The following is a 25,509-nucleotide window of genomic DNA, read 5'->3' on the forward strand; positions in this document are numbered from 1 at the left end:
CCACATCCTGGACGCATTCCTGCGATTACCATCATGGCCCGTGCACCCCCGAGCACGCGTCGCCGGCTATGCCGCGGCCGCCGTCCTGATCGCCGTCGGCGCCCTGTGGGCCACCGGCGGCCTCGACCCGGCCGATACCCCCGCGCGTGTCGCGCCGGGCAAAGAGGTCGACCAGCACCTGTTCCGGACGAAACTCGTCGGCGCCCATGTCGCCACGATCAAGAAGTTCGGCAAGACCACGCGGATGCTGGTGGTCAACGCCTGGGTGACCAACCCGACCCGCGAGACACAGGGGACGTACGGCCTGAACGACGAGGTGTTCGCGCACGGGATGTTCCTGTACTGGAGGACCCAGAACGGTCCTCGCCCGAAGCAGGTGGACGCCCAGGGCATCGCCGGGGACACGCTCTTCCGGGCCCTGCAGCTGCGGCTGCCCACGTACGTCGCCGTGCAGTACGAACTGGCGTCTGGCGCCCGAGTACCGGATCATGTGACGGTGGCTCTGGCGGACTACCAGTACACCGAGTCCGGCCTCCTCGACCCGCGCGGCTACTGGGTGTGGAAGTCCCGCGGATACGAGACGAGGTACGAGACGGACCCGCTGACGCACAAGTCCGGCCGGGTCACCCACATCATCCCCGTACTGGTCGCCAACGTGACCCTGCCGGTGAAGGTGAAACAGTGAGGAAGGCCCTGTCCGCGCTCCTCGCCGTGGGGCTCGCCTGCGCGGCGGTGGCGCTGCAGGGCGCGCACTGGAGCTACACGCGGGCGTACGGCCCGTTCGTGAAGAACGGGCGGGTCGGCCAGGTCGTCACCGAGCCGCTGTTCACGATCCGGGTGGAGCCCGTCGAGTCGGCCCGCACGATCTACGTCCCGGGGACCTCGTACTCAAAGGCCCAGGAGATCCCCGCGAACGGCGTGTTCATCGTCGTGATCGCCACCGTCGAGGCCCGGCGCTCCCCGATCTACGCCGGGCAGGCCCGGCTGCACACCCGGTACGGCGACTACTCCCCGACCGATAAGTTCGGCGGCGGAGGCGGACTGTCCCAGCCGGTCGTCACGCCGCTGAGTTACGTGCGCTTCCAGCCGGGGATGCCGCGCCGGGGCGCCTACGTCTTCGACGTGCCACGCGAGGCCGTGGCCGGCGCGCGGTTCTATGTCAGCGACCACGACGCCGAAGAGGCGCAGTTCGGCTTCTACCGCAACGACCCGCGACGGTTCGCCGACGAGGTGCACGTCGACCTCGGACTCGACACGCGCGAGGCCGCCCGGCTCACCCGCACGGCGGCCGCCGGCTACTCGGTCCCGGAGCCGTCGTGAGGCGCCCTGCCCGGATCATCGCCGTCGTGAAGCGCGTGGCCCCGATCGTCGCGCTGCTCGCGCTCATGGGCACGGCGATCTACCTGCCGTTCCGCCAAGAGTGGACGTACTACCGCAAGGACGTGCCCGCCACGCACACCCGGACGGTGGGGCCCGGGAGTCCGGCGGTCTTCCAGCAGATCCGCTGGACCCTGCTCGGGTACGGCCGGGCCGTGCTCAAGCCCGGCGATCTGCCGGCCGAGGGCATCGGGTGGCCGCAACGCCCTGGCGAGACGCTCGTGCTGGCCACGCTGCGGGCCGAGCCACTCACCAAGAACCCGCGCGACTTCGAGATCGACTACTCGCTGCGCGACCACGCCGGCCACCGCTGGAGCGCCTTCCAATGGCACACCACGATCATCCAGGGCGGCAAGGACCCCGCCTACGTGATGGGGCTGGTGCCCGACTGGGCGGTCGGGACGTTCGAGCTGGTCATGCGTCACCAGCATGAGGATCTGTCGTCGGCGCTGGGCGGTCCGGAGCTGGTGTTCCGTCGCTGACGCCCTCCGACACTGAGCGGTCCGGAGTCGGTGTCCCATCGCTGACACCCTCCGACGCTGAGCGGCCCGGAGCCGGTGTCCCATCGCTGGCGCCCTCCGACGCCGAGCCCTCCGGAACCGGTGCTCCATCGCCGACACTCTCCGACGCCGAGCGGTCCGGAACCGGTGCCCCATCGCCGACGCCCTCCGACGCTGAGGGCTCCGAAGCCGGTGTTCGGCCGTTGACGCGGCGCATCACGAGATCGAACGTCGCCGCCAGCAGGGCCAGCCGGAGGATCTCCCCGGCCATGCGGTGCCCGAACTCCACTGGCACCAGCACGAGGTTCCAGAACCGTACGGTGTGGTCGGTGCCGATGAGCGCGATCACGCCCCGCTGCAGCGGGTCCAGCAGCGCGCCGATCGCCACGTAGCAGAGGCAGAACCAGGCGAACACCGGCGCGCCCGCCCGGTGCGCCAGCCGCACCGCGTGTACGACCGGCACGTACTTCTCCCGCAGGTTCCGGCTGGCCACCTCCGCCAGCCGCAGGCGCCGGCCCTCGAGGCGATCGGGCAACCGTTCCAGCGGAGTCCCCCGGATCGTCTCCCTACCGTCCATCTCCAGGCCGTACACGATCGCCGCGATGGCGAGCCACACCAGCGGCAGTACGAGAGCGTCCTTGACCGGGCCGGGACCCGGCACGTGGACGACGTGGGTGATCGCCTGCCAGAAGACCCGGTCCGCGAGCCAGCGCTTCGCCCTCAGCACGAGCTGCATGACCGAGTACAAGGCATAAAGGGTGAAGTTCACCTCGAAGAACGCGGTGAGGACGCCCATGATGCGGCCGTGGCGCGCCTCGTACCGGCGTTCGCACAGCACCCGCAGCCCCCACGCGACCACCGCGACCGCGAGGCAGACCAGGATCGGCAGCTCGAGGATGTACCCGGCGTTCATCTCATCGCCGACGGTCACGAGCCGCTGGGCGTCGGCCCGCAGCACGTCGCGAAGATCCGTGGTGTAGAGGTTCCAGCCCAGGTAGACGAGCACGAATGGAAACAGCGTCCGGCCGATCGCGGCGATGTACGGCTCGTCCGGATCCTTGATCACCGACAGGCCGCGGCCGAGCGTGAACAGCATCCCGATCGCGACCATGAGCGAGGCCAGCACGGCCACACTGAGCGGCAACAGCACGGCCGCGTGCCGCAGGCCGCCGTGGCTGCCGCGGCCGAGGTGCGAGATGCCCTGGATCAGCAGGTAGCGGACGATCGCCCCGGCACTGAACCAGATGGCCAGCGGTACGAAGAATCTCCCAGCGAGCCGGATCGCCGACACCGGCAGCAGCGCGATCTCGAGCACTCCGCCGGCGGGCGGGGTCGGATCGGCGGCTTCGTCGGCGGGTACGGCGGAGGCGGCCATCGCCCGCATGCTAGTGGGCGCTCGGCCGCCAGCCGGTTTCTTCGTGCTTTATTCGTGCTTGTTAACTCGCTCGCCGCGGCGGGCTCACTCGTGCTCGCTGACTCGCTCGCCCTTCTCACTCGCCACGCGGGCGGCTTCGTCGTGCCGGAGGCGCGCCAGAGGACGCTGTCAGCCGCCTACTCCGCTCGCCGCGGCGGGCTCACTCGTCGCCTTCGACGCGCATCACGCTGGCGACCTCGCGGACGATCTCCTGGTCGCGGAGGTTCGCGACGGTGGCCGACAGCGCGCCGTCGGGGGCGCGGTGGGTGACGATGACGAGCTGTGCCTTCTCGCCGTGGCCCTCCTGGCGTACGGCCTGGATGGACACGTCGTGTTCGGCGAAGGCGTCGGCGACCCGCGCGAGTACGCCGGGGCGGTCGGCGACGTCCAGGGAGACGTGGTAGCGCGTGATCGTGTCCGCCATGGGCAGTACGGGCAGGTCCGCGTAGGTGGACTCGGCGGGGCCGCGGGTGCCGTTCACCCGGTTGCGGGCGACCGCGACGAGGTCGCCCAGCACCGCGCTGGCGGTCGGGGCGCCGCCCGCGCCCGCGCCGTAGAACATCAGCGAACCGGCCGACTGGGCCTCCACGAACACCGCGTTGTACGCCTCGCGGACGCTCGCCAGCGGATGCGTGCGCGGGATCATCACCGGGTGGACGCGGACGGACACGCCGCGGCCGTTCCGGCCGTCGTCCGACGGCACGCGATCGCAGATCGCCAGGAGCTTGACGACGCAGCCCATCGCCTGGGCGCTGGCGACGTCGGCGGAGGTGACGTCCGCGATGCCCTCGCGGTGCACGTCCGCGGCGGTGACCCGGGTGTGGAAGGCGAGCTGGGCGAGGATCGCGGCCTTGGCCGCCGCGTCGAAGCCCTCGACGTCGGCCGTCGGGTCGGCCTCGGCGTACCCGAGGGCCTGCGCTTCGTCCAGGGCGTCGGAGAAACCGGCGCCCGAGGAGTCCATCTTGTCGAGGATGTAGTTGGTGGTGCCGTTGACGATGCCCATGACGCGGTGGACGTGATCGCCGACCAGCGACTCGCGCAGCGGGCGCAGCAGCGGGATCGCGCCCGCCACGGACGCCTCGTAGTAGATGTCGACGCCGTGCTCCCGGGCCGCGCCGAAGAGCGTCGCGCCGTCCTCGGCGAGCAGCGCTTTGTTGGCCGTGACGACCGACTTGCCGGCCTTCATCGCGTCGAGGAGAAGGCCACGGGCCGGCTCGATGCCCCCGATCACCTCGACGACGATGTCGACGTCCGGGCGGGTCACGAGGCCGGTCGCGTCGGTCGTGAGCAGCTCCGCCGGGACGCCCTCACGCCGCTTGTCCTTCCGGCGCACCGCGATGCCGGCCAGTTCCAGCGGCGCGCCGACCCGCGCGGCGAGGTCCGCCGCCTGCTCGTGCAGGAGGCGGACCACCTCGGTGCCGACCACCCCGCAGCCGAGCAGGGCGATCTTCAACGGTCCCGCGGAGCTCATGGAGACACCTCCAGGCGCAGCAGATCGTCCTCGGTCTCCCGACGGAGGATGAGCCGTGCCCTGCCGTCGCGAACGGCGACGACCGCCGGTTTGGGCACGTGGTTGTAGTTGTTGGCGAGTGAGCGGCAGTACGCGCCGGTCGCCGCCACCGCGACCAGGTCGCCCGGGGCGAGGTCCGCCGGGAGCCACAGGTCACGGACCACCATGTCGCCGCTCTCGCAGTGCTTGCCGACGAGGCGGCTGAGCATCGGGGCCGCGTCCGAGGTCCGGGAGACGAGCGCCGAGGTGTACTCGGCGCCGTACAGCGCGGTGCGGATGTTGTCGCTCATGCCGCCGTCGACGGAGACATAGGTGCGCAGCCCCTCCAGGGGCTTGACCGTGCCCACCTCGTACAGCGTGACGCCGCCCGGGCCGGCGATCGTACGGCCCGGCTCGACGGTCAGGCGCGGAAGCGGAAGGCCCTTCTCCGAGCAGATGCGGGTGATGATGCCGCGCAGGTTGTCGGCGATGTGCTTCGGATCGAGGGGGTCGTCGCCCTCGAGGTAGGCGATACCGTACCCGCCGCCGAGGTCCAGTTCGGGAAGCTCGATGCCGTGCTCGTCGCGGATGGCGACCATCAACTCGACGACGCGCCGGGCGGCCAGCTCGAATCCGTCGGTGTCGAAGATCTGCGAGCCGATGTGCGAGTGGAGGCCGACGAACTCGAGCTCCTTGATGTCGATGACGCGCCGGGCGGCCTCCTGCGCCGTCTCCCGGGCGAACCCGAACTTCTGGTCGTCGTGGGCGGTGGCGATGAACTCGTGCGTGTGCGCCTCGACGCCCGTCGTGACCCGGATCATCACCTTGGGGCGGACACCCAGCTCCCGGGCGAGGTAGCCCAGGCGGGCGATCTCCTCGTAGGAGTCGACGACGATGTGGCCGACGCCGACCTCCAGCGCCCGCGCCAGCTCGGCCTTCGACTTGTTGTTGCCGTGGAAGGTGATCCGCTCCGGCGGGAACTCCGCCCGCAGCGCGACCGCGAGCTCTCCCCCGCTGCAGACGTCGAGCCCCAGCCCCTCGTCCTTCACCCACCGGGCGATCTCCGTGCAGAGGAACGCCTTGCCGGCGTAGTACACGTCGCCGTCGCTGAAGGCGGCCGCGAACTCCCGGCAGCGCGAGCGGAAGTCCTCTTCGTCGTAGACGTACAGCGGCGTGCCGAACTCTCCGGCCAGATCACGGACGTCCACACCACCGACCGTCAGCACCCCGTCCTCACGGCGCGCACCGCGCGGCCAGACGCTCGGCGTGAGCGCGTTCAGGTCGCTGGGCGGGGGCGACGGGTGGTCCTCCGGCAGCACGTCCGCGTGCCGTGGGCCGGCCGGGTGAACTCGACTCATCGACTGCTCTCTCCGTTGCGCTCAAAGACGGTCGTTCGGGATCTCACCGAGCATGCGCAGGCCATTGCCCAGGACGACATACGCCGCCCCAGCCAGGTTAAGGCGTGCGGAGTGGTGGCCGGTGATGGGTTCGTCGCCCTTCGGCAACGCCGGACACCACTCGTGCACATCGTGGTACGCATCGGCGATCAGTTCCAACTGCCGCGTGAACGGCCGTGGGTCGTCGGTCCGGGCGGCCTGCTCGGCCCGCCCGGGAAAGTCCGCGATCAGACCCACGAGCCGCCGCTCACGCGGGTCCTCCAGGGGCCCCTCGGCCGCGCGCACGCCGAGCTCGGCCGCCTGCCGCCGTACGGCCGCGGCCCGCGCGTACGCGAAACGCACGACGAATCCGGGGTTCTCGAAGGTCAGCGGGCGCTCCGGCCAGCTCGCCGACGGCACGGCGATCACGCCGTACGTCTCGTCGACGCGGCTGATCAGCGAGGCGCCGACGGCGATCGACAGGAAACCCGGCCCCGTGACCCGTACCTCGTCCACCCCTGGCATCCGGCTCAGCCGGGTCGCCAACAGCGCGGCGATCTCCGTGGCGGGCCGCCCGGCGGCACCCGCCAGCCGCAGCGGAAGCGGACTGGCGTAGTCACCGGACGGGGTGGCCGTCACGGGAACACGCTCCGGGATGGGGACGGCGAACTCACCGTCGGCGACCGCCCCGCGAACGGCGGCCACGACGGCGGCGTTCAGCTCGGCCGGGGTCACGGCCTGAGACTAGTCGACCAACATGTGGACAACTCTCGCGCTCAGGGCACCGGACCGGCGCCGGCCAGCTCCCGAACCGTACGGATCAGCACGGCCGGGTCGAACGGCTTGGTCACGTAGGCGTCGACGCCGATCTCATGGCCCCGCCGGATGTCGTGCTCCTGGGCCCGCGCAGTGATCATGACGACCTTGATGCCCCGCGTCACCGGATCGTCGCGCAGCTTGATGGCCGTCACCCAGCCGTCGAGCCGGGGCATCATGACGTCGAGGGTGATCACGTCCGGGGCGACGTCCCGCACCCGATCGAGGCAGTCCTGCCCGTCCACGGCGGTCAGCACCTCGAAACCCTCCAGTTGGAGGTTCACGGCGATCAGCTGCCTGATCACCTCGTCGTCGTCGACGACCAGCACACGTCCCAATGTCACGGCCGCCAAGCTAACGCGTTCACCCGCCCGGACACGCGGAGAACCGCCACATGCATGCCACTTGACCGTGGATTCGAGAGCGCGACGATCTTCTCCGGGGCCACCGAGGACGACGTTCGCCCAGCTCAGTCGCGTACGGCAGGCCCGCGGGGCGGCAAATGTGTCCGAGCGGGGGTGGTGAGCTGGTAGTCTCTATCCGTCCCGAGCCCCCTTAGCTCAGGGGATAGAGCACCGGCCTCCGGAGCCGGGTGCGCTGGTTCGAATCCAGCAGGGGGCGCCCATCCTGATCAAGGAAAACCCCGGCCGACCAGCTTGAATGCTGGACGCCGGGGTTTTTTGTGCATGCCTTCGACGATGAGTTCGCGAATGAACTCCGCGAACTCATCGTCGCCGCGATCTCAACCGTCCTCATGCCCCGATTCGGGGGTGGCGCTCGAGATCAACTCAGTGCGGATTCCGGGCGTTCGTTCTGTCCCCTGCAGGATCAATGCAGGGTGTCGGCGACCTTGATCATGCTGTGTGCGATGACGAACCTCTGGTTGTACATGTTGGAAGCCGCGGCGTCCGCGCACGGGTAGATGAGGGCGCGGGCGCCGTTGCTGCGGCTGGGAGTGATGTCCAGGCACATCGGCTTGCTGCTGCCAACGGTGTCGGCGACCTTGATCTGGCCGTGTTCGATGACGAACTTCTGGTTGGGATGTACAGGGTTCTGGCACTGCCAGATACGGGCGGGGTCGTTGTTGTTGCGGGTGTTGCCGACGTCCAGGCACATCGGCTTGTTGGTGCCAACGGTATTGGCGACCCTGATCTCGCCCCCATCGATGACGAACTGCTGGTTGCGCACGAAGTCGTCCCCAGGCACCGCGCACTGCCAGATCTGGACGGGGTCGCCGTTGTTGCGAGTGTTGCCGACGTCCAGGCACATGGTCGGTCCGCTGGCATGCGCGGTACCCGACGCCAGCGTCAGTGGCGCAGCCGCTGCGGTGAGCACGGTGCCAAGCGCCAGGCCAGCACCTTTCGCCACCGTGCGGAGCGCCGGGATTCGGTTCATGTGCAACATTCGTCTTCCTTTCCGCGTCAAGCCCATGACGGAAAGTGATGTTCGGTCGGGTAGCGTGATCTTCCTCGTCCGCCACGCCGCCCTCGGCTTGATCAAGTCCAACCCGAGCAGCGAACTTGACGTGATCGGACTCGGCTTTACCGGAGGCCGTGACCAATGGGGTCACGGCCTCGCCGCGGTTACGGGGGCCTTAGAGCCATTCGGTATCGGTCAGGTCGCTGCCGGGGAAGCAGCCGAGCCCGTTGTCGAGCGTGATGTAGGTTCCGCTGCCGAAGCTTCCGTGCTTGAGCTTGGCCTGCCACTGGCCGTGCGGGTAGGCGGTGTGGCTGTGGTGGGAGCCTGCCCAGGAGGTGTCGCCCCACAGGTACGGTGCGGCGTTGTAGCTGTAGGAGTAGTTCGGCCCGTTCATGTCGACGTTCCAGTCGATCTGCAGGACGCCGGTGTTGGATTCGAAGCCGGTCTCCATGTTCGCGGGTCGGCCGTTGTACTCGCCGATGTTCACCCAGGCCGTGCCGCAGGACATCGGCTCGTCGGAGGTGTTGGGCCGAAGCTTGCGCGCCCGGGTGGCTGCCAGCGCCTTGGTGTAATACGGCAGCAGCTCGTCCGATGCGACGATCTTGCGTCCGTTGTCGTAACGCACTGTGATCTTGTGGGTCTTGGCGTGGCCGGCGGAGTCGACCGCGACCACCCGGGCGGTGTACATCTTGAGCCGCGTGGAGTGGACGCGCACCGCGTGGCCGGTGTGCGGGCCGGTCGCTGCGAAGGCGTTGGGCCCGGAGGCGAGCAGGGCCAGCGCGGCCGCCGATACCGAGGCGGGGATGAGCCAGTTCTTGACCATGATGTCTCCGTTCTCGGCTTAGCAGGTGTAGACGGGGTTGCTGTCCACGTCCGAGGCGACCGTCCAGTGGGCGCTGGAGGCCATGTTGCTGAAATCGGCCTCCAACATTCCGCCGGTGAACGCCCAGCCCGTGATGTTGTTGCCGAGGGCCCCGTGCGCGGCCGCGGCTCCGTGTTCTCGGTCGCTGGGGAGCCGATCAGCAAGTCCTCGCGGCAGTAGCATCCGCGAATGCGGAACGTCGAGACGCTGGTGCCGAATGCAGGGCAGGCCGACGCCGCCGGCCTGCGCGAACTTGATGCCGACGTGCTCGCTCGGTACGTGGCCGACCCGGCACACCCGTGGTGGCGGCGCAGGCCTTGCGTGCTCGCGCTGGCCGGGCGGCTACCGGAGCGGCATGTCGCCGACCTGATCGCACGTGTCTCCGACCCGGGCGACGTGGCCGAGGTTCGCATTGCGCTTCTCGACCTTCTCGCGGGCCGGGCGGAGCTTCTGCCGTGGCTGAAGCACGAGGACCGGCAGCGGGAACGCTCGTACGGCATGCCCGAGGCGATCCTCAAGGCACGCGGCCTGCTCGGCGACCGCTCGGCCGCACGTGAGTTGGCAACGCTCGCGGCCTCTCCGTGGCCGCGTTGGCGGACGGCCGGCGAGGCCGGGCTGGACGCGCTGGTCATGCGGTACGGAGTCGAGGTGATCCTGGCCGACCTCGGTGACGTGCGGCCGGAGGACCGCGTCTTCCACGTCCGGATGCGACATCGCACTGGAGCGGACGTGACCGACGCGCTGGCGGACCCCGATCGTGGCGTCGCGTACCTCGCCCAGTCGCTGCTTTCGAACCCGGACCGACTCCGCAGCCACCTCGACGAGGCACCGACGATCGAGGCAAGGCTCTGGACCACATACGCGCTGTATCGCCTCACCGGTGACGCAGCGGAGACCCGAGCGATTTACGACGTCCTGGGTCGCCCTCGGGTCGAGGTAGCCGGCCTGGATGACGAACTTCGCAGCGCGATCCTGCATGAGTATGCGAGCGGCTGCGAGCCACACAGCGATCCCCGGTGGCGCATCGAAGCTCTCTGCACCGAGCCACCCGGCCACCCCGATCAGGACGAGCAACTCCGCCGGGCAATGGATGCGCTGACCGCGGCGGGCCTCACGCCGAAGCCCCCTCTCTCTTGTGGCGAGCACAACCAGCAGGGCGGTGGGACCTACCACGTGATCGAGTTCGGCGAGAGCGAGCTGTTCATCAGCGCCCTTGGGCGGTTCGCCGGCGGTGCCGACACCGACCTCATCGCCCGCCAAGCCCTCGAATCGGCCGGCTTCCGCTGGATCGACGAGACCACCGGCGCGATCCGAGTCACCGACCTCTGCGTCTACTACTTCGGCAAGCGCGAACCCATCAGCGTCGACACCCTGCTGTTCTACTGGCAGGACTAGGAATTCTCACGAGAACGCCACCGCAGGCCGCCCGCTCCGGCACGCCCTACGGGCGCGTGGCTTGGGCGCCGGTCCCTCCGGCCGTGCCGATCGGGCGGCCGGCCGGTCGCCTCAGTACTACCGCCGAGTCCGAGCCAAGTGCTTACGGCAGCCAGCGTCGTGCAGGAATCGGTCTCTGCTGGTGGCGCCCGGCACCGTCGGGCTCGACCCACCATGCATTCCGATCGGGGAGCATGCCCAGGGCTTCATGAAGCTGATCGCCCACGTAGTGCAGGGCGACGCCGTCTTCAGTCGCGTAGCCGGCCGGGAGCTTCCCCGCACCGACGAGGTCTCGGAATCGTCTCCGGCGGGGTTGGTCCGCTAGATCGTCGTGGACGCCGTTGCTGAACGGAAGGAAGCCCAGGCCGTCATCGACTGGATCGAGTTCGCCGCTGAAGGAGTCGGTTACTCCGCCCTGGTGCCAGCAGATGCTGCCCGCGCTCTGGCCGGCGAGTACGACACCCGCCTCCCAGCACTCCCGCAAGATGGCGTCGAGCCGATGCGCGCGCCATACCGCCAGCAGGTTCACGACGCTGCCGCCGGACACGAAGATCACGTCCTGCGCCAGCAGATGTGCTCGCACGTCGGGGACGTTCGGCTGCACGAACAACTCGAGGTGAGACAGCACCGCGTCCCCGAAGGAGGCGGCCCGTCGATACCAGCGATCGATGTACTCGCGCGAGTCCCCGAGCGCCGTCGCGACCAGGCACACCCGCGGTTTGCGCACCTCCGCGAGCTGCATCGCCTGCCACACCTGGACGCCGACCAGCTCCGCCGGCAAATCGTCCGGCGGGTACACCAGTCCCGAACAAGCCAAAATCTGCCGTTCTCTCGCCACGCACCCATCATGGACGAGACGGCGTCCAGGTGCGCCCTCAGCCGGACCGGTTGAAGACGCCTCCGGCGCGGGCACTCGGGCCCGGGTATGGGGGCCGCACCACGTACGCCGGGCAAGCGCGGCCGTCGCCCAGGTGCCCACCATCAGCGGCTTCGAGCAGTCCAAGCGCAGCGTCGGCCCCGAACACGTCGCCGACTTGGAGGCGGCCCTCGACGCCGACGAGCGTGCCCACCGAGTTCGCGCGAGCCTCAGGCGCGGCCACCGACTTCTTCCGCAGCCGTCTGGCACCCTCTTTCAGGTGAGCTGGATGGTGGTGTCCAGCGAGCCCCCATGAGGAATCCGCAGGACGTGGATGAGGCGTTTGCCGTCGCGGAAGTACGTCGACGCGCCGTGCCGGAGAGTAGCCGGCCGAGCCGTGCCCCAGCGGATGGCGATCACGATGTTTCCGCGACGTAGATCCAGGCCGGTGGCGGTCGCGCTCGTGTCGGTGCCGTACGTCGCGCGGGTGCCGTCGGTGAAGGTCACCTTGTCGGTGGGGTGAAGGATCAGGGGGATCTGTTCGGTGGCGGCCGACGTCGCCCGCACCGAGCGGCGTACGGTGTCGTGGTCGATGGTCACGTCGGTTCGGACGCTGGAGCTCGCCGTGTGGTAGCGGATCCCGAACGTACCCTCGCCGCGTGAGTGTTCGCCGGTCCAGGCCGTTCCGCCCGGCACGCCGTCGAAGTACTCGGCGGGCTGGTTCGCGACAGCGTCCGCGTTGCCGTTGCTCAGCACCGTGGCCCAGCAGCCCTCGTCACTGTCGTTGAGCGAGTGCACCACCATGCCGGCGGTGGGGTGCCAGAGGAAGGTCAGGCCGGTACGCGTTCGGGTCGTCGCGCGGGTGCCGAAGTAGCCGCCGAGGTAGAGGCCCGGACGCCGGACGTACAAGAAGTCCTGTCCCAGGTCGCTGCGCCGCTCGACGAAGTGGGTCGTCTTCAGGTACGGCAGGTTCGCGACGGCCTTCTTCTTCTCTTTTCTGGTCGGGAACCTCTCGCCGTAGACCGCGTGGGTGAGGATGCGCGGCGAGGTGTCCTGCTTCTGCAGCGGTGGTACCGGCGCTGGGTCGGCCGCCCACGCGGCACGCGCGGCGGCGAGGTCCTCCCGCGCGGTCAGGAACGCGCCGAGCGCGGGAACCTCGGGCACGAACAGCGAGTTCAGCGCGGTCCGGTCGGGGTCGGGCCGGACGTCGTCGTAGTAAATGCTGCTGGTACGCGTGGACGGGGCGATGTTGGCGATGTAGCCCGAGCCGTCGGGCTCGCGGACCAGGTTGTAGCCGAGCCAGTCGGCGAAGGCGTGCGCCATCGACACGAACGTCTTGTCGCCGGTCTGGTGATAGGCGTCGGCCGTCTCCGGCAGCATGACCTCGAAGTTGTAGTTCATGTCCATGCCGCGCTGCTCGATGAAGAACCCGGCGGGGCTCTGACCCGTGCGGGCGAGTCGCGCGATGGCATCCGTCAGGCGCCGCCGCAGGAACGGGTCGGGGTCGAGGTTCAGCGCGTGGGACGCGCCGGCCAGCCCGGCGGTGGCCTGGTTGGCGTACGCCAGAGGTGTCTGCCAGATCGCGGTGGTGGCGGGATCCAGGAACCACGTCATGGCGGAGTGCAGAGCCGTCCGGATCTGGACCTGGCGCTCGGGCAGGACGCGGGCCTTCCGCAGGATGCCCAGGGTCTTGCTCAGATACCCCATGCCGAAGCCGGTGGCCGGCATCGAGTGCTCGCCGATGGAGTACTCCGGCCACGAGCCGTCCTCGTGCTGCAGGCCCAGGTAGTGGCCGAGGGTGGCGTCCAGGGCGGCGAGCAGCGTGGCGTCGCCGGCGTACGGGTTCCAGCGCCGGGCGTTGGCGTAGAACCAGCTCAGCGTGTGGACGTGCTCCTGGACACGGGCGTTGTACGGCGCGGCGGGCGTACGCCACCAGCCGCCGGCGAAGAAGCCGCCGTCGTCGATGTCGTCGACCATCGGCGCGAGGATCATCAGGTACGGGGCGTAGCGCTGCTCGACCGGGGCGAACAGCCTACGGTTCGGCGCTCCCGGTGGCAGCGGCGCCAGGTCCGGCAGGGAGCCCGCCGCCGTGGCGCCCGCCCGGCTCGCCGGCAGTGCGGCGAGGAGGGCCGCTCCACCAGCAGCGGCGAGCAGGCCGCGTCGGGTCAGGGGGGACGTCGAGGGCAGGGGAGGGTGCGAATTCACGGAGGACCAACTCCTTGGGGGACGGGGTACTTCCGGGACGCGGTGACGTCGGGTGTCCGAGGCCGGTTATTTGAGGCCCGTGTGCGACAGGCCTTCGATGAACTGCCGCTGCGCGATCACGAAGACGATGATCACTGGGATGGCCGTGAGCGAGGCCGCGGCCAACTGCACGTTCCACATCGGCCCGCCGTACGAGTCGACGTACTGGGTGAGCGCCTGGGGCAGGGTGAACTTCTCCGGCGAGGAGAGGTAGACGATCGGCTCGAGATAGAGATTCCAGCTCTGCAGGAAGGTGAAGATGGCGACCGCGCCGAGCGCGGGGCGCGCCAGCGGCAGCGCGATCCGCCAGAAGGTGGCCAGCCGGCCCAGTCCGTCGACCTGCGCCGCCTCCTCCAGTTCCGTCGGCAGGACCAGGAAGAACTGGCGCATGATGAAGGTGGCGAGCACGCTCGGCGCGCCGAAGATGGGCACCAGGATCAGCGGCCAGTGCGTGTTGGTCAGGCCCCACCGGTGGAACATCTGGAACAGCGGCACGATGGTGACCTCGCTGGGGATCAGCAGGCCGATCAGGATCACGAGGAACAGCGCGTTCGCGCCGCGGAACCGGATGCGCGCGAACGCGTACCCGGCGAGTGAGGAGACCGCCATCGTGCCGATCGTGACGACGACGGCGATGTAGAGGCTGTTGACGTACTGCCGCGCGAACGGCTGGAGCGTGAAGACCTTGCGGTAGGCCCCGGCGTCGATCGTGGCGGGGAACAGCGACGGCGGCGAGGCGAAGATCTGGCCGACCGGCTTGAGCGACGAGGTGACCATCCACCAGGTCGGGAAGATGAACGGGACGCACAGCACGCACAGCAGCCCGTACAGCGCGGTCTTACGCCTCATGGAAGACCCACCTCCTCCGAAGGCGCCACTGGAGCAGCGTGAGCAGGAAGACGATCGCGAACAGCAGCACCGCGAGGGCCGACCCGTAGCCGAACTGGTGGAACTGGAAGGCCTGCTGGTACAGGTAGTAGACGAGCACCGTGGTGGACGTGCCCGGTCCTCCCTGGGTGAGGACCGCGATCTGGGCGAAGACCTGCAGCGAGCCGACCACGGTGATGATCGAGGTGAGCAGCAATGTCGGGCTGATCAGTGGCACGGTGATGGATCGGAACCGCCGCCAGGCCCCCGCCCCGTCGAGCCGTGCCGCTTCGTACACCGACGCGGGCACGCCCTGGAGGGCGGCGAGGAACAGCACCATGTTGAGGCCCACGTTCTTGAAGACCTGCACCACGATCACGGAGAACATGGCCCCGCCGCCCGTGCGCAGCCAGTTGGGGCCGGTCACGCCGACCACGGACAGCAGGCCGTTGATCCCGCCGTTCTTCTGCAGGAGGAAGTTCCACACGATGGTCCAGGCCACCAGCGAGACGACCACCGGGGAGAAGAAGAGGACGCGGAAGACCACGGTGCCGCGCAGCCGCTGGTTGAGCAGCACCGCCAGGAGAAGGGCCAGGGTCAGGTTGACCGCGACCAGCCCGGCGGAGAACAGTGCCGTCGCCGTGAGCACTGAGGGCAGCTTGGGGTCCTCGGCCAGCCGGCGGTAGTTGTCCGCGCCGACGAAGTCGAACGTGCCCGCCAGCACGTTCCACTCGTTCAGGCTGTACCAGACCATCATGCCGAGGGGCACCAGGACGAAGATCACGCTGCCGATGAGCTGTGGCGCGACGAACAGGTAGCCGACGAGGTGGTCGCGGCGCCGGGCGGTCCAAAACGGTCCGGCCTTTCGGGCGGCGCTCGTACGGCCGGTGACGGCCGTACGAGCGGGGGTCCGAACCGCCATCATTTGGCCAGCAGCGGCTGGATGGCGCCGCACACCGAGGCCATCACCTTCGGCACGTCGGCCGTCGGCTGCCACAGCGGGTCGAGCGAGGCGCGCACCGTCTGGGCGATCTCGGCCTCGCCGGTGTGGTTGGGCTTGACCCGTCCCTTCGCGATGCCGTCGATGACGATCTTCTGGAGCTGGTCGGGCTTGAGCAGCGGGTTGCTCTTGGCCAGGGCATCGGCCGTCAGCAGCGGCGTTCGCGGCGGCGGGAAGTACTGCGCGAGCTTGGCGGAGTTGGCCGGGTCGGTGAAGAAGGCCAGGAAGTCCGCTGCCGCGTCCGCGTGCCTGCTCTTCTTCAGCACCCCGATCCCGCCCTGGCCGATGACGTTGTAGGCGCCGTTCGGCCCGGTCGGCAGCGGGACCAGGTCCCAGTGGAACCCCGCGCCCTTGAGGAGGGCGGCCCGGCTGATCTGGGTGATGGTCATGGCGGCGTCACCGGCGAAGAAGTCCGGCGACGTGCCAGGGCCGGGTATCGCCTTCTGGTCGAAGATCGCCTTGTGCAGGAAGGTCATCGCCTGGACCATTTGGGGCTTGGTGAAGCCGCAGGTCTTCCCGTCCTCGCTCCACGCCTCGGCGCCCCAGCCGCCCCACACGGTGGCCAGGTTGTCCCACGCCTTGTAGTCGAAGTCGCGGACGATCAGGCCCGCCTTGCCGGTCCGCTGGTGCACCGCGGACGCGGCCGCGATCGCCTGGTCCCAGGTCCAGCCTGCGGCGGGGGGCTTCTGGCCGGCCTTCTTGAGCAGGTCGGTGTTGACGAAGACGCCGAAGGGCGAGGTGGAGAACGGGTAGGCGTAGAGCGTTCCGTCCTGGCGCCACAGCCGGGTCGGGCCGGCGGCCAGGTCGCCGTACTGGTAGCCGGGGTACTTCTTCAGCGTGTCGTCGAGCGGGCGCAGCGCGTGGGAGGCGACGAAGTCGGGCGCCGTGTTCTCCAGGATCCAGGCGAGGTCGGGCGGGTTGCCACCGGCGATCTGCGTGGTCAGCGCGGTGCTGTAGTTCTCCACCGGCAACGGGTCGAACTTGATGGAGACGACGTTCGGGTGAGCCCGGCGATACTCGTCGGCGATCCCGTTGAACAGCTTGAGATGGTCGGCGTTGGCGGTCCAGACGGTCATGCGCAGCGAGATCTTGCCGTCGTCCTGGCCCGACCCGCCGCCCCCGCAGGCGGTCAGGCCGAGCAGGATCGCGAGCCCGAGGCTCAGCAACCTGGTGATCTTCATTGGGGGCTCCTTAGTAGCCGGCGATGTCCGGCCAGTGGAGTTCGACTCCCTGGGCCTCGAGGCGGGCCTGGAAGTCGGTGAGCAGGCCGGGATCGTTGCGGACCGCCCTGGGCGTGGTCCCGAGATCCAGGCAGAAGGCGGCCAGCGCGCCGGCGGCCTCGCCGATGTTCCATTCGACGGGATGCAGGCGATAGCAGCCGTTGGTGATGTGCGTGGTGCCGATGTTCTTACCGGCGGGGAGCAGGTTCTCGACGCGCTGGGGTATGAGCGCGCCGAGGGGGATCTCGAACGGGCTGTTCGCCACGTCGAGGTAGTTGTCGCCGCCGGTCGTGGGATGCAGGTCGATGCGGTACATCCCGATGCCGACCGAGTCGGGGTAGCGCACGGCGCCCTTGTCGCCGCGCACGGCGACCGACAGGTCGTGCTCGACGATGGTGCGTTCGGCCCGGATCCGGCGGCTCTCCCTGATGTACGGTGCCTGCGCCAGCCCGTCGGATGACCCTGTGACGTCACCGCGCAGCCGCAGGCCGGGGAAGCCGGTGCCGCCGTCCGGGCGCGGCGCCTCGGTCTGCAGCCAGTGGAGCACGCAGCGGGACAGCTCCCTGACTCCCCGGAGGTGCCGGTCCGCGTCGTCGGTCTCGAAGACCGGGCCGAGGAAGTAGTCGATCAACGGCCAGTTGACCAGCGTGATGTCGCTGGCGTACGCCCCCTCGGTGAACAGCCGGCGAGCGGCGATCCTGCGGAAGGTCCACAGGTTCCCGTCCCCGGGGTTGCGCCGCTGGTCGGCCCGTACGGCCAGGGGATCGTCGTCCGGGTTGGGGGTGAAGCTCCGCTCGGTGATCTCCAGCGTGCGGGGATGGGGTGACCGCCAGCCGAGCAGGTTGCCGCCCCAGAACGGAGGGGCGTAGTCGCGCCAGAACGCGTAGTTCGGCGGTCGGTCGATGGTGTGGTCGCCCGGTACGTGGTCGATCGCGAAGCACACGGAGACCGCCTGCATGTTGAGCGGCTGCGCCTTCGTGGGAGCGCTGGGTTCGCCGGTGTCGGACTCCGCCTCGAACCCGGTCACGTACTCGGTGCCTGTCAGCGGCAGCAGTTCCCCGGTCTCGGTGGCGTCGAGGATGTACGGCGCGGAGATCGTCGTCTCGCCGCCGCCGTGCCGGTGGGCGACCCGTACCGCCGTCACCCGGTCCCCGTCGGTCTCCGCCGCGACCGGCCGGTACGGCTGCAGCACGAGAAGCCGGCCGCCGCCTCGGTAGGGCGCGAGCATCGCCTCCAGCACGGCCACGGCGACGCGCGGCTCATGGCAGAGCGGGCTGACCCAGCCGGCCCCTGGATTGAGCTCACGCCACGCACGGGCCCGGTCGGTGAGCGGGAAGTGCTTCCGGTAGAACGCGCGGATTCCGTCCCGCAGCTCCCGGTAGCCGGCGGTGACGCCGAAGCGCTCGACCCACGTGTGCTCGTCCGGGGGAACGGCCTGGCTGGTGAGCTGACCGCCCAGCCAGTCGTACTCCTCGGTGAGGATGACGCGTCGTCCGGCGCGCAGCGCGGCGAGAGCCGCCGCGACTCCGCCGAGCCCTCCCCCGACGACCAGCACGTCGGTCTCCATCTCGGCCAACATGGCTCCTTTCACGTCGCGGGGCCGCTGAGTGTCGAGCCCTCGACCGGTTCGCAGGGCAGCAGTCGCTGTACGAGAGGGCCGCCTTCCAGCAGCCCGGTCAGGACCTGGACGGCCTGCCGGCCCATCTCCCGGCGCGGGATGCGGAAGCCGGTGAAGTCGATGTCGGTGGGCGCCGGGCGCGTCGGGTCGCCCAGGGTCACGATCGACAAGTCCGCCGGTAGGAAGACGCCACGCCTGCGGGCCTCATCGGCGATGGCGACCGCGTCGGCGTACTCCTCGGCGAAGACGGCCGTGACCCCCTCCAGGGCGTCGAGCAGTTCGGCCGGACCGCCGTCGGTCGGGCGCACGTGCCGTACCGGCAGGTCGCCCGCCGCTTCGAGAAAGCCGCCCATCCGGTCCGCCAATGACTCGGCTCCTTCGCCATGGCCGAGATAGGCGAGGCGGGTATGTCCGAGTGCCCTGGCCTGCTCGACGAGGGCGCGGACGGCCGGGCCGTAGTCGGCCCCCACGTACGGCACGGGGCCGCCCGCGTCGTCGCGCCGCCCGACCGAGACGAACGGGAAGTTCTCCGCGACCAGCCGGGCGAGCTCATCGCGGTCCAGAGAGCGGCCCAGCAGGATGCAGCCGTCGGCGAGACGAAGGCGGTTGGCCTCGTGATAGATGCGCCGCCGCCCGTCGATGACCGGCACGCTGGTCAGCAGCAGCAGGTCGCAGCCGAGCCTCTCGGCGCACTCCTCGATGCCGACCAGGAACGGATGGTAGAAGTCGGCCGTGGCGCTGGGGAAGACCGGCTCATACGTGAAGACGCCGAGGATCCGGTTGTGCCGGTCCACCAGGCGTCGTGCGACGGGATCGGCCACGTATCCGGTCTCACGGATCACCGAGAGCACCCGGTCCCTCGTCTCCGGAGGGATCCGTGTCTCTTCGCTGGACCGGTTGTTGAGCACCAGAGAGACGGTCGTCTGGCTGACCCCCGCAAGCCTCGCGATGTCACGCTGGGTGATCCGCCTCGACGCCGCGTCCGACATCCGGTCCCCTTTGCTAATACGTATTAAGCTGGCCTAATGAACGGATCCTGGAGGATGGCCACTGAGCGCGTCAAGGGTGCTAATGCGAATTAGCAATTGGATGCGCTATTGACCACCCGATCACTGAGGGTCGAGACTCGCCGGGAACTCGCACTTCGAGCAAGGAGGCCGGCGATGCCCGACGTGCATCTGGACCCCGAATTGGCCGCGGGCCTCGCCGCGGCACCGGTCCGCCCGTTCGACGCGTCCGGGGTCGGGTACGAGGACCTGCCGGCGCTCCGGAAGGAGCGCGCGGCCCTCGTGGTTCCCCAGGCGTCCGACGAGCGGATCACCATCACCGAGCGCCGCACCCCGATCCGGCTTCGGATCTACCGCCCCGTCGATCCGCCCGGGATTCTTCCGTGCCTGTACTGGATCCACGGCGGCGGCATGATCATGGGAAGCGTCGAGGCGGACGACGCCCGGCTCGTCGAGTACGCGCTCGCCGTGGGCTGCGTGGTGGTCTCCGTCGACTACCGGCTGGCACCGGAGCACCCCTATCCGGCGGGAGTGGAGGACTGCTACGCGGGGCTGGAATGGACCGCCGCCCACACCGACGAGCTCGGGATCGGCGCGATCGCCGTGGGCGGCGCGAGCGCGGGAGGAGGACTGGCCGCCGCGACCGCGCTGATGGCACGTGACCGCGGCGGCCCGGACCTGGCGTTCCAGCTGCTGTGCTACCCCATGCTCGACGACCGCCACGAGACGCCGTCCAGCTTCATGGAGGTCCCGTCCTGGGGCCGCCGGGAGAACACCTTCGCCTGGACGGCCCTGCTCGGTCCTTCCCCCGCCGATGTGCCGCCGTACGCCGCTCCGGCGCGGGCCACCGACCTGTCGGGGCTGCCTGCGGCGTTCCTTGATGTCGGTCAGGTGGACATCTTCCGGGACGAGTGCCTCGACTACGCCCGCCGTCTCGCCCAGGCCGGCGTCCCGACCGAGTTCCACCTGTACCCCGGCGCCTGCCACGGTTGGGAGTCCCTCGTTCCCGACGCGAGGCTCAGCCGCCGCGCGGTGCGGGAGCGGATCCGCGCCCTGCGCGAGCGCATGACCCCCTGAGCGGCGCGAGCCTCATGGGCCTGATGATCGCCGGAGTAGGCGCCGCGTTACTGCCGCGTGAGGTCACAGGTACAGGCCCGGCCGCCCCTCGGTCGGCTCGGGGGCGTCCGCTTCCGGCAGGTCCTCGACGCGCAGGACGCCGATGTCGGTGGCGCTCAGGTCCGTCGCGCCCGGACCGGTGGTGATGCGCTCGGCCTGGCGGCTGATCGTGGCTTCGAGCAGGTTCCGGATCATGCGGCCGTTGCCGAACGACGGGCCGCGTTCCGTACCGTCGAGGCGGTCGGCGATCGCGTCGCGGACGTCCGGTGCGAGGGCGAAGCCCTCCTTCTCCGCCATGGACGCGAAGATCGCCACGAGCTCCTCGTCCGCATAGTCCGGGAACTCCAGCCGTTTCGGAAAGCGCGACGCGAGACCCGGGTTGTCGTCCAGGAACAGGTCCATCTCGTCCCCGTAGCCGGCGACGATCACCACGAGGTCGGCACGGTGGTCCTCCATCAGTTTCACCAGCGTGGCGACCGCCTCGTGGCCGAAGTCCCACGGCGACTCACGGGGGGTGAGCGTGTACGCCTCGTCGATGAACAGCACCCCGCCGAGCGCGCGCTCGACCACGCCGGTCACCTTCGCCGCCGTTTGGCCGATGTAACCGGCGACGAGATCGGCGCGTGACACCTCGACGAGATGGCCGGACGACAGCAGGCCGAGATCGGCGTAGACACCGGCGAGCACGCGGGCGACCGACGTCTTGGCGGTTCCGGGCCTGCCGGAGAACACCATGTGCCGGGCGGGCGCGTTCACCGGCAGGCCGGCGTCCCGGCGCAGGCTCTCGCTCCGGACCTCGGCCACCAGCCGCCGTACCTCTCGTTTGACGTCGGTCAGGCCGATCATCGCGTCGAGTTCGGCGATCGGGTCGACGGGCGGTCTGGTCCGGATGCGGCCGCTCAGCGTGTCGGGGATGTCCTCGGCGCGGAGTTCGGCGGGGTCCGCGTCCGGCGCGTCGGCCAGGCGGCGGGACTGCAGGGCGGACGCGCGTTCGAGGAGGTTGCGCATGAGCCGGGCATTGCCGAAGGAACGCCCCCGCGGCTGCCGGCGGATGAGCCCGCGGACCTTGTCCGCGACGCCCTCGCCGAGCTGTAGGCCCGCCTCGTCCGCCTGGAGCTCCAGTATCTCGATCAGCTCGTCGTCGCCGTAGTCCGGGAAGCGCACCGTCGTGGGGAAGCGGGAGGCCAGGCCGGGGTTGGCGGACAGGAAGTCGAACATCTCCGCCTCGTACCCGGCGACGACCACGGCCAGGTCGTCGCGGTGGTCGTCCATGAACTTGAGCAGCTCGGTGATCGCCTCGGGGCCGTAGTCCTCGTGGCTGTCCGACCGGGCCAGGGAGTACGCCTCGTCGATGAACAGCACTCCCCCGAGTGCCTGCTCCGCCAGGCGCCGGGTCTTGACCGCGGTCTGGCCGAGGTACTGCCCGACCAGGTCCGAGCGGGTCGCCTCCACCAGATGACCCGACGTGAGCAGGCCGAACCGCTTGTAGATGCCCGCGAGCAGTCGTGCCACGTGCGTCTTGCCGGTGCCCGGGTTGCCGGTGAACACCATGTGCCGGGCCGGCGCCACGGCGCGCAGGCCCGCCTCACGGCGCTTGCGCGCCGCCTCTGCCTGGTCCAGCCACAGCTCGATCTCCTGCTTGACCTCGCCGAGCCCGATGAGGGCGCGGAGTTCGGCGAGCGGGTCCGTGTGGACGCCGTCGGCGACGAAGGTGGCCGGAACGTCCGCCAGGGTCACGGCCGGCCGGGTTCCCGGTGTCGTACGGGACCGGACCTCCTCGATGAGGGTCTCCGCGAGACTGTGGGCCAGCCGGGCGTTGCGCAGGTTGCGGACCGGCGCCGTACAGGCGAGGAGCGCGCCGGCGGCGGTCGCGGCGTCCGGCTCGGCGGTGCCGCCGCGCTGCTCCACCGCCCGGCGGAAGAGCTCGGCGTATCCCTCGGCGGTGAACGGCCGGGTCTGGACGACCTGGAACCGCTGGAGCAGGCCCGGGTTGACCTCCCGCAGCCGCTCGTCGCCGCGCGTCTCGGTCAGCGCCACGACGTGCAGGTCGTCGTAGACATCGAGGAGCCGGTGCAGCTCCTCCGTCACGGCGCTGCCGTTCTGCGGCTCGGCGGCCAGGGCGTCGAGGTTGTCGATGATGACGAGGCGTGCGCCGCGGGAGTCCCGTACGGCGACGTGAAAGGCGGCCACCGCGTCGCTCTGCCCCGAGTAGATGGCGTCCGACATCCACAGCGGGCCGTCGGCCAGCCCGCGGCCGCGCATGATCCGCTCCACTTCCTGGGCCGCGTCGTGTTTTCCGGTGCCGTCCGGGCCGACGATGAGCAGCCGTACCGGGCCGGAGCGCGCCGCGCCGATCGTCCGCAGCGTCGCGACGACGTCTGGCTGTCCGATCAGCGCGGACCCGTACTCCGCGGTCTCGGCGGTCGCCTTCGCGGGTGCGGCGGCACCGCCGGCGCCGAACCGGGCGGCGAGCGGATTGGAGACGACGCGTCGCGGCTTGAACAGCCGGATCTGGTCGAAGGTGAAGCCGCCGACGGGAACGCCGTACTCATCCGGGTCGGCCGGTTCGTCGGGAAGGCCGTGCACCGAGCACACGAACCGGATCGCCATGTCCAGCCAGGCACGGCACGCGTCGGCCTGCCCGGCGGCCAGCCCCTGTGCCAGCCACGTGCGGATCCGGCCGGACCAGTCCTCCGGGTCGACCTCCGCGAGCGCCTCGGTCACCTCTGCCGTACGGGCGCCGAGCGCGACGGCCACCTCGGCGGGCACGGCGTCCTGGGCCATCGCCCGTAGCAGGCCGGCGATGCCGTAGCCGGGCGGCCCCGGCAGCGGCACGACGTCGCGGAGATGGTCGTGGGTGGGCAGGAGACCTTCACAGACCCAGCGGAGGTGGTCGATCGGGCCCGCCAGCTCCGGCAGCCCGCCGAGGATCTCCTCGTCCGCGGCCGCCGCCCACTGCTCACGCCGGTCCTCGGGTGGGACGGCCGGATCGTACGGCGCCGTCTCGTACAGGCGGAGCAGCGCCTGCCGACGCGACTCGGCCGGTTCGAGGCCCGCGAAGGCGGCCACGCAGTCGCGGGCCAGCTCGCGGGCGGTCGCCCGGTTCTGGATGAACCACTCCTCGTCGCGCAGATCCCACTGGTACGGCGGACGCCACGTCGTGACGGACGCGCCCCAGATGTCGGGCTTGCGGGCCGGGGCGCGGTCCAGCCACCGCCCGAAGATCTCGGCCTCCACGTCGGCCCGGTTCCCGGCGCGTACGGCACCGACGCCGAGCAGGTACTGGAGGATGCTCAGCATCTCCTCGCGCACCAGGTCCGGCCGGCCGCCGGCCCGCTCGTCGCCCATCAGCGCCTCGGCCCTGGCGGCGATCTCCTCGAACGTGCCGTCCGGCACCCGCCAGGGCCGGCCGTACGCGTACAGGTCGAGCACCGGCTCATCGCCGAGCAGGATCTCCAGATGCTCCGGCAGTCCCAATTACGCCCGTCTCCCCAGTGATTCGGTGTGCCGCCGCTGTTCTACACCACCGGCGGGCCGGGCCGGTCGGGGTGTTCGATGGCGTACCAGGACCCGGTGCTCTCGTCATCGGTCACGCGACTCGCCCTCACCCGATGATCAGCCGTCCGACCTTGTTGGCGGTGAGCTCGGCGAACCAGATCGACCCCGCCTGTTCGTTGTTGATGTCACACGGGCTCGACAGCGACGACGGGGTCGCGTAGGTCGCGACCTTGTGCGTCGCCGGGTCGAAGCTCGCCATGCGGTTGCCCAGCCCGACGCTCCCGGCGAAGTTCAGCGGGAAGTACAGCCTGCCGTCGCTGCCGGTGACGATCGGGCCGGGAATCGGAAGCGGGTTGCCGATGCTGATGCCGTTCAGCAGCCCGCTGAGCAGACCGTGCGCTCCGAGGAGCGGATATTCGGCGATCTTGCCGGTGGCGGGATCGATACGGGCCAGTTTCATGGCCCGTTCCTCGGTGACCCAGATGGCGCCGTCGGGACCGGTCGTCACGCCGAGCGGGAACGACAACGGCGTCGGCATCGTGTACGCCTTGACCGCCTTGGTGTCGACGTTGATCGAATAGACCTTGTTCTCCAGCGGCATGTCCGTGACCATGGTGCGCCCCGGGCCGGGTTTGATGATCCCGAACAGGGCCTGCTCCGCCCCGACCGCCGTGGGCAACCGGTACTTGGTCATCCGGTGAGTCGCCATGTCGACGCGTCCCACCGCGTTCAGCCCACCGAGTGTGAACCACATCGCGCCATCGGCGCCTTTGCTGATGTCGTTCGCCAGACCGAGCCCGGTGTGGAGGGGCAGCCCGAGCGCGGTCGTGCTGAGAGCGCCGGCCCAGGGCAGCGGCAGTTCGCGCATGGAGCCGGAGTCGGGATCGATGCGGAGCAGGGCGTTGCCCGTGACCTCGGTGGACCAGATCGCCCCGTCCTGGCCGAGCTCCTCACCGCCGGGCACCGACAGCGGCATCGGCGTCTTGAACTCGGTGAACCGGCCGGTCTTCGGGTCCATCCGGGCGAACTGCCCGGCGAGGTACTGCTCGACCCAGAGCCGACCCCGGCGGTCGAACTCCACCTCGCAGGCGCCCGAGATCGGCCCTGTCGGCAGCGGCCCGTACTCGACCACATGGGGGGCGGCGGCCCGTGCGCCGGCCGTGGGCAGGAACGCCGCGGCACCGGTGAGGACGGCGACGCCGAGCCCCCTGAGCAGCGGGCGTGTGGTCCTCCGCAGGGAGGGGCGCGGACGCGTGGCGACTTGTTGCATTCCTGTGCTGTTCCTGTCGGTCGAGCGCCGGTCCAGTGCCTGGCGACGTAGGCGGGGGTCAACATGACGGGCGGCCAGGCCGCGCATCTGCGGCCGCCAGACTAGATCTTCGGGTGCGACCACGAG

At 70.0% G+C, this 25,509-nt stretch carries 22 protein-coding genes and 1 tRNA gene; 6 read left to right on the plus strand and 17 right to left on the minus strand.

What is annotated here, in order from left to right:
- The first annotated feature begins 40 nt into the window (after nucleotides 1-40).
- From ACQP2O_RS44735 to ACQP2O_RS44745, 3 genes are read left to right on the plus strand one after another with little or no spacing between them, the layout of a single operon-like run.
- The gene (locus tag ACQP2O_RS44735) at nucleotides 41-685 is read left to right on the plus strand and encodes a hypothetical protein (RefSeq protein ID WP_433175416.1); all 645 of its coding nucleotides are present in this window, start codon (nucleotides 41-43) and stop codon (nucleotides 683-685) included.
- A complete protein-coding gene (locus ACQP2O_RS44740) occupies nucleotides 682-1,320 on the plus strand; it encodes a hypothetical protein (RefSeq protein WP_433175417.1) in 639 nt (212 codons plus the stop codon). Before ACQP2O_RS44735 ends, ACQP2O_RS44740 begins: the two co-directional genes overlap by 4 nt.
- A gap of 26 nt (nucleotides 1,321-1,346) precedes the next feature.
- Entirely contained in the window at nucleotides 1,347-1,859 is a 513-nt protein-coding gene (locus tag ACQP2O_RS44745) for a hypothetical protein (RefSeq protein WP_433175418.1), read from the plus strand.
- Here ACQP2O_RS44745 and ACQP2O_RS44750 read toward each other — a convergent pair.
- The 5 genes from ACQP2O_RS44750 to ACQP2O_RS44770 form a co-directional block, all read right to left on the minus strand.
- The gene (locus ACQP2O_RS44750; protein WP_433175419.1) at nucleotides 1,792-3,252 is read right to left on the minus strand and encodes a hypothetical protein; all 1,461 of its coding nucleotides are present in this window, start codon (nucleotides 3,250-3,252) and stop codon (nucleotides 1,792-1,794) included. The two genes, ACQP2O_RS44745 and ACQP2O_RS44750, sit on opposite strands and share 68 nt — an antisense overlap.
- A gap of 199 nt (nucleotides 3,253-3,451) precedes the next feature.
- Nucleotides 3,452-4,762: a homoserine dehydrogenase gene (locus tag ACQP2O_RS44755; RefSeq protein WP_433175421.1), complete on the minus strand. Its 1,311-nt coding sequence runs from the start codon at nucleotides 4,760-4,762 to the stop codon at nucleotides 3,452-3,454.
- Nucleotides 4,759-6,138: a diaminopimelate decarboxylase gene (gene lysA / locus ACQP2O_RS44760; RefSeq protein WP_433175422.1), complete on the minus strand. Its 1,380-nt coding sequence runs from the start codon at nucleotides 6,136-6,138 to the stop codon at nucleotides 4,759-4,761. Before lysA ends, ACQP2O_RS44755 begins: the two co-directional genes overlap by 4 nt.
- 21 nt (nucleotides 6,139-6,159) lie before the next feature.
- Nucleotides 6,160-6,891 carry a DALR anticodon-binding domain-containing protein gene (locus tag ACQP2O_RS44765; RefSeq protein ID WP_433175423.1) on the minus strand — a complete coding sequence of 244 codons (732 nt, stop codon included), beginning with the start codon at nucleotides 6,889-6,891 and terminating at the stop codon, nucleotides 6,160-6,162.
- A gap of 41 nt (nucleotides 6,892-6,932) precedes the next feature.
- Nucleotides 6,933-7,310 (minus strand): response regulator transcription factor, encoded by a 378-nt coding sequence (locus ACQP2O_RS44770; protein ID WP_360896444.1) that lies wholly within the window; start codon nucleotides 7,308-7,310, stop codon nucleotides 6,933-6,935.
- A gap of 211 nt (nucleotides 7,311-7,521) precedes the next feature.
- Here ACQP2O_RS44770 and ACQP2O_RS44775 point away from each other — a divergent pair.
- Nucleotides 7,522-7,593 (plus strand) — tRNA-Arg (locus tag ACQP2O_RS44775).
- A gap of 207 nt (nucleotides 7,594-7,800) precedes the next feature.
- Here ACQP2O_RS44775 and ACQP2O_RS44780 read toward each other — a convergent pair.
- The 3 genes from ACQP2O_RS44780 to ACQP2O_RS44790 form a co-directional block, all read right to left on the minus strand.
- Nucleotides 7,801-8,376 (minus strand): RICIN domain-containing protein, encoded by a 576-nt coding sequence (locus ACQP2O_RS44780; protein WP_433175424.1) that lies wholly within the window; start codon nucleotides 8,374-8,376, stop codon nucleotides 7,801-7,803.
- A gap of 190 nt (nucleotides 8,377-8,566) precedes the next feature.
- The gene (locus ACQP2O_RS44785) at nucleotides 8,567-9,214 is read right to left on the minus strand and encodes a hypothetical protein (RefSeq protein WP_433175425.1); all 648 of its coding nucleotides are present in this window, start codon (nucleotides 9,212-9,214) and stop codon (nucleotides 8,567-8,569) included.
- A gap of 18 nt (nucleotides 9,215-9,232) precedes the next feature.
- On the minus strand, nucleotides 9,233-9,436 hold the full coding sequence (locus ACQP2O_RS44790) for a hypothetical protein (RefSeq protein ID WP_433175426.1): 204 nt from the start codon (nucleotides 9,434-9,436) through the stop codon (nucleotides 9,233-9,235).
- 6 nt (nucleotides 9,437-9,442) lie between these two features.
- Here ACQP2O_RS44790 and ACQP2O_RS44795 point away from each other — a divergent pair, with 6 nt between their 5' ends.
- A complete protein-coding gene (locus ACQP2O_RS44795) occupies nucleotides 9,443-10,648 on the plus strand; it encodes a hypothetical protein (protein ID WP_433175427.1) in 1,206 nt (401 codons plus the stop codon).
- Between the two features lie 142 nt (nucleotides 10,649-10,790).
- Here ACQP2O_RS44795 and ACQP2O_RS44800 read toward each other — a convergent pair whose 3' ends face one another.
- The 7 genes from ACQP2O_RS44800 to ACQP2O_RS44830 form a co-directional block, all read right to left on the minus strand.
- Complete coding sequence (locus ACQP2O_RS44800) at nucleotides 10,791-11,525, minus strand: Type 1 glutamine amidotransferase-like domain-containing protein (protein ID WP_433175428.1); 735 nt, start codon at nucleotides 11,523-11,525, stop codon at nucleotides 10,791-10,793.
- A gap of 294 nt (nucleotides 11,526-11,819) precedes the next feature.
- Nucleotides 11,820-13,748, minus strand: a complete 1,929-nt coding sequence (locus tag ACQP2O_RS44805; RefSeq protein ID WP_433175429.1) for a hypothetical protein — start codon at nucleotides 13,746-13,748, stop codon at nucleotides 11,820-11,822.
- A 66-nt stretch (nucleotides 13,749-13,814) separates the two neighbouring features.
- On the minus strand, nucleotides 13,815-14,636 hold the full coding sequence (locus tag ACQP2O_RS44810) for a carbohydrate ABC transporter permease (protein WP_433175430.1): 822 nt from the start codon (nucleotides 14,634-14,636) through the stop codon (nucleotides 13,815-13,817).
- Nucleotides 14,626-15,579: a carbohydrate ABC transporter permease gene (locus ACQP2O_RS44815; RefSeq protein ID WP_433175431.1), complete on the minus strand. Its 954-nt coding sequence runs from the start codon at nucleotides 15,577-15,579 to the stop codon at nucleotides 14,626-14,628. Before ACQP2O_RS44815 ends, ACQP2O_RS44810 begins: the two co-directional genes overlap by 11 nt.
- The gene (locus tag ACQP2O_RS44820) at nucleotides 15,576-16,835 is read right to left on the minus strand and encodes an ABC transporter substrate-binding protein (RefSeq protein ID WP_433175432.1); all 1,260 of its coding nucleotides are present in this window, start codon (nucleotides 16,833-16,835) and stop codon (nucleotides 15,576-15,578) included. Before ACQP2O_RS44820 ends, ACQP2O_RS44815 begins: the two co-directional genes overlap by 4 nt.
- A gap of 10 nt (nucleotides 16,836-16,845) precedes the next feature.
- Nucleotides 16,846-18,441 carry an FAD-dependent oxidoreductase gene (locus tag ACQP2O_RS44825; protein ID WP_433191364.1) on the minus strand — a complete coding sequence of 532 codons (1,596 nt, stop codon included), beginning with the start codon at nucleotides 18,439-18,441 and terminating at the stop codon, nucleotides 16,846-16,848.
- Nucleotides 18,442-18,461: 20 nt separating this feature from the next.
- Nucleotides 18,462-19,481, minus strand: coding sequence for a LacI family DNA-binding transcriptional regulator (locus ACQP2O_RS44830; RefSeq protein WP_433175433.1), 1,020 nt, complete (start codon nucleotides 19,479-19,481; stop codon nucleotides 18,462-18,464).
- 174 nt (nucleotides 19,482-19,655) lie between these two features.
- Between ACQP2O_RS44830 and ACQP2O_RS44835 the strand changes: the two genes are divergently transcribed.
- A complete protein-coding gene (locus tag ACQP2O_RS44835) occupies nucleotides 19,656-20,576 on the plus strand; it encodes an alpha/beta hydrolase (protein ID WP_433175434.1) in 921 nt (306 codons plus the stop codon).
- Nucleotides 20,577-20,639: 63 nt separating this feature from the next.
- On the opposite strand, the gene ACQP2O_RS44840 is transcribed toward ACQP2O_RS44835, so the two are convergent.
- Nucleotides 20,640-24,092, minus strand: a complete 3,453-nt coding sequence (locus ACQP2O_RS44840; protein WP_433175435.1) for an AAA family ATPase — start codon at nucleotides 24,090-24,092, stop codon at nucleotides 20,640-20,642.
- Nucleotides 24,093-24,219: 127 nt separating this feature from the next.
- Nucleotides 24,220-25,383: a Vgb family protein gene (locus ACQP2O_RS44845; RefSeq protein WP_433175436.1), complete on the minus strand. Its 1,164-nt coding sequence runs from the start codon at nucleotides 25,381-25,383 to the stop codon at nucleotides 24,220-24,222.
- Nucleotides 25,384-25,509 lie beyond the last annotated feature (126 nt).

It is taken from the genome of Actinoallomurus sp. CA-150999 (genome assembly GCF_050942425.1).
Taxonomy (GTDB): domain Bacteria; phylum Actinomycetota; class Actinomycetes; order Streptosporangiales; family Streptosporangiaceae; genus Actinoallomurus.

Coding starts and splice junctions, on each gene's coding strand:
- ACQP2O_RS44750 (WP_433175419.1), bottom strand. CDS start 3,252: ATGGCCGCCTCCGCCGTACCCGCCGACGAAGCCGCCGATCCGACCCCG.
- ACQP2O_RS44755 (WP_433175421.1), bottom strand. CDS start 4,762: ATGAGCTCCGCGGGACCGTTGAAGATCGCCCTGCTCGGCTGCGGGGTG.
- lysA (WP_433175422.1), bottom strand. CDS start 6,138: ATGAGTCGAGTTCACCCGGCCGGCCCACGGCACGCGGACGTGCTGCCG.
- ACQP2O_RS44780 (WP_433175424.1), bottom strand. CDS start 8,376: ATGTTGCACATGAACCGAATCCCGGCGCTCCGCACGGTGGCGAAAGGT.
- ACQP2O_RS44785 (WP_433175425.1), bottom strand. CDS start 9,214: ATGGTCAAGAACTGGCTCATCCCCGCCTCGGTATCGGCGGCCGCGCTG.
- ACQP2O_RS44790 (WP_433175426.1), bottom strand. CDS start 9,436: ATGCTACTGCCGCGAGGACTTGCTGATCGGCTCCCCAGCGACCGAGAA.
- ACQP2O_RS44795 (WP_433175427.1), top strand. CDS start 9,443: ATGCGGAACGTCGAGACGCTGGTGCCGAATGCAGGGCAGGCCGACGCC.
- ACQP2O_RS44810 (WP_433175430.1), bottom strand. CDS start 14,636: ATGAGGCGTAAGACCGCGCTGTACGGGCTGCTGTGCGTGCTGTGCGTC.
- ACQP2O_RS44815 (WP_433175431.1), bottom strand. CDS start 15,579: ATGATGGCGGTTCGGACCCCCGCTCGTACGGCCGTCACCGGCCGTACG.
- ACQP2O_RS44820 (WP_433175432.1), bottom strand. CDS start 16,835: ATGAAGATCACCAGGTTGCTGAGCCTCGGGCTCGCGATCCTGCTCGGC.
- ACQP2O_RS44825 (WP_433191364.1), bottom strand. CDS start 18,441: ATGGAGACCGACGTGCTGGTCGTCGGGGGAGGGCTCGGCGGAGTCGCG.
- ACQP2O_RS44830 (WP_433175433.1), bottom strand. CDS start 19,481: ATGTCGGACGCGGCGTCGAGGCGGATCACCCAGCGTGACATCGCGAGG.
- ACQP2O_RS44835 (WP_433175434.1), top strand. CDS start 19,656: ATGCCCGACGTGCATCTGGACCCCGAATTGGCCGCGGGCCTCGCCGCG.
- ACQP2O_RS44845 (WP_433175436.1), bottom strand. CDS start 25,383: ATGCAACAAGTCGCCACGCGTCCGCGCCCCTCCCTGCGGAGGACCACA.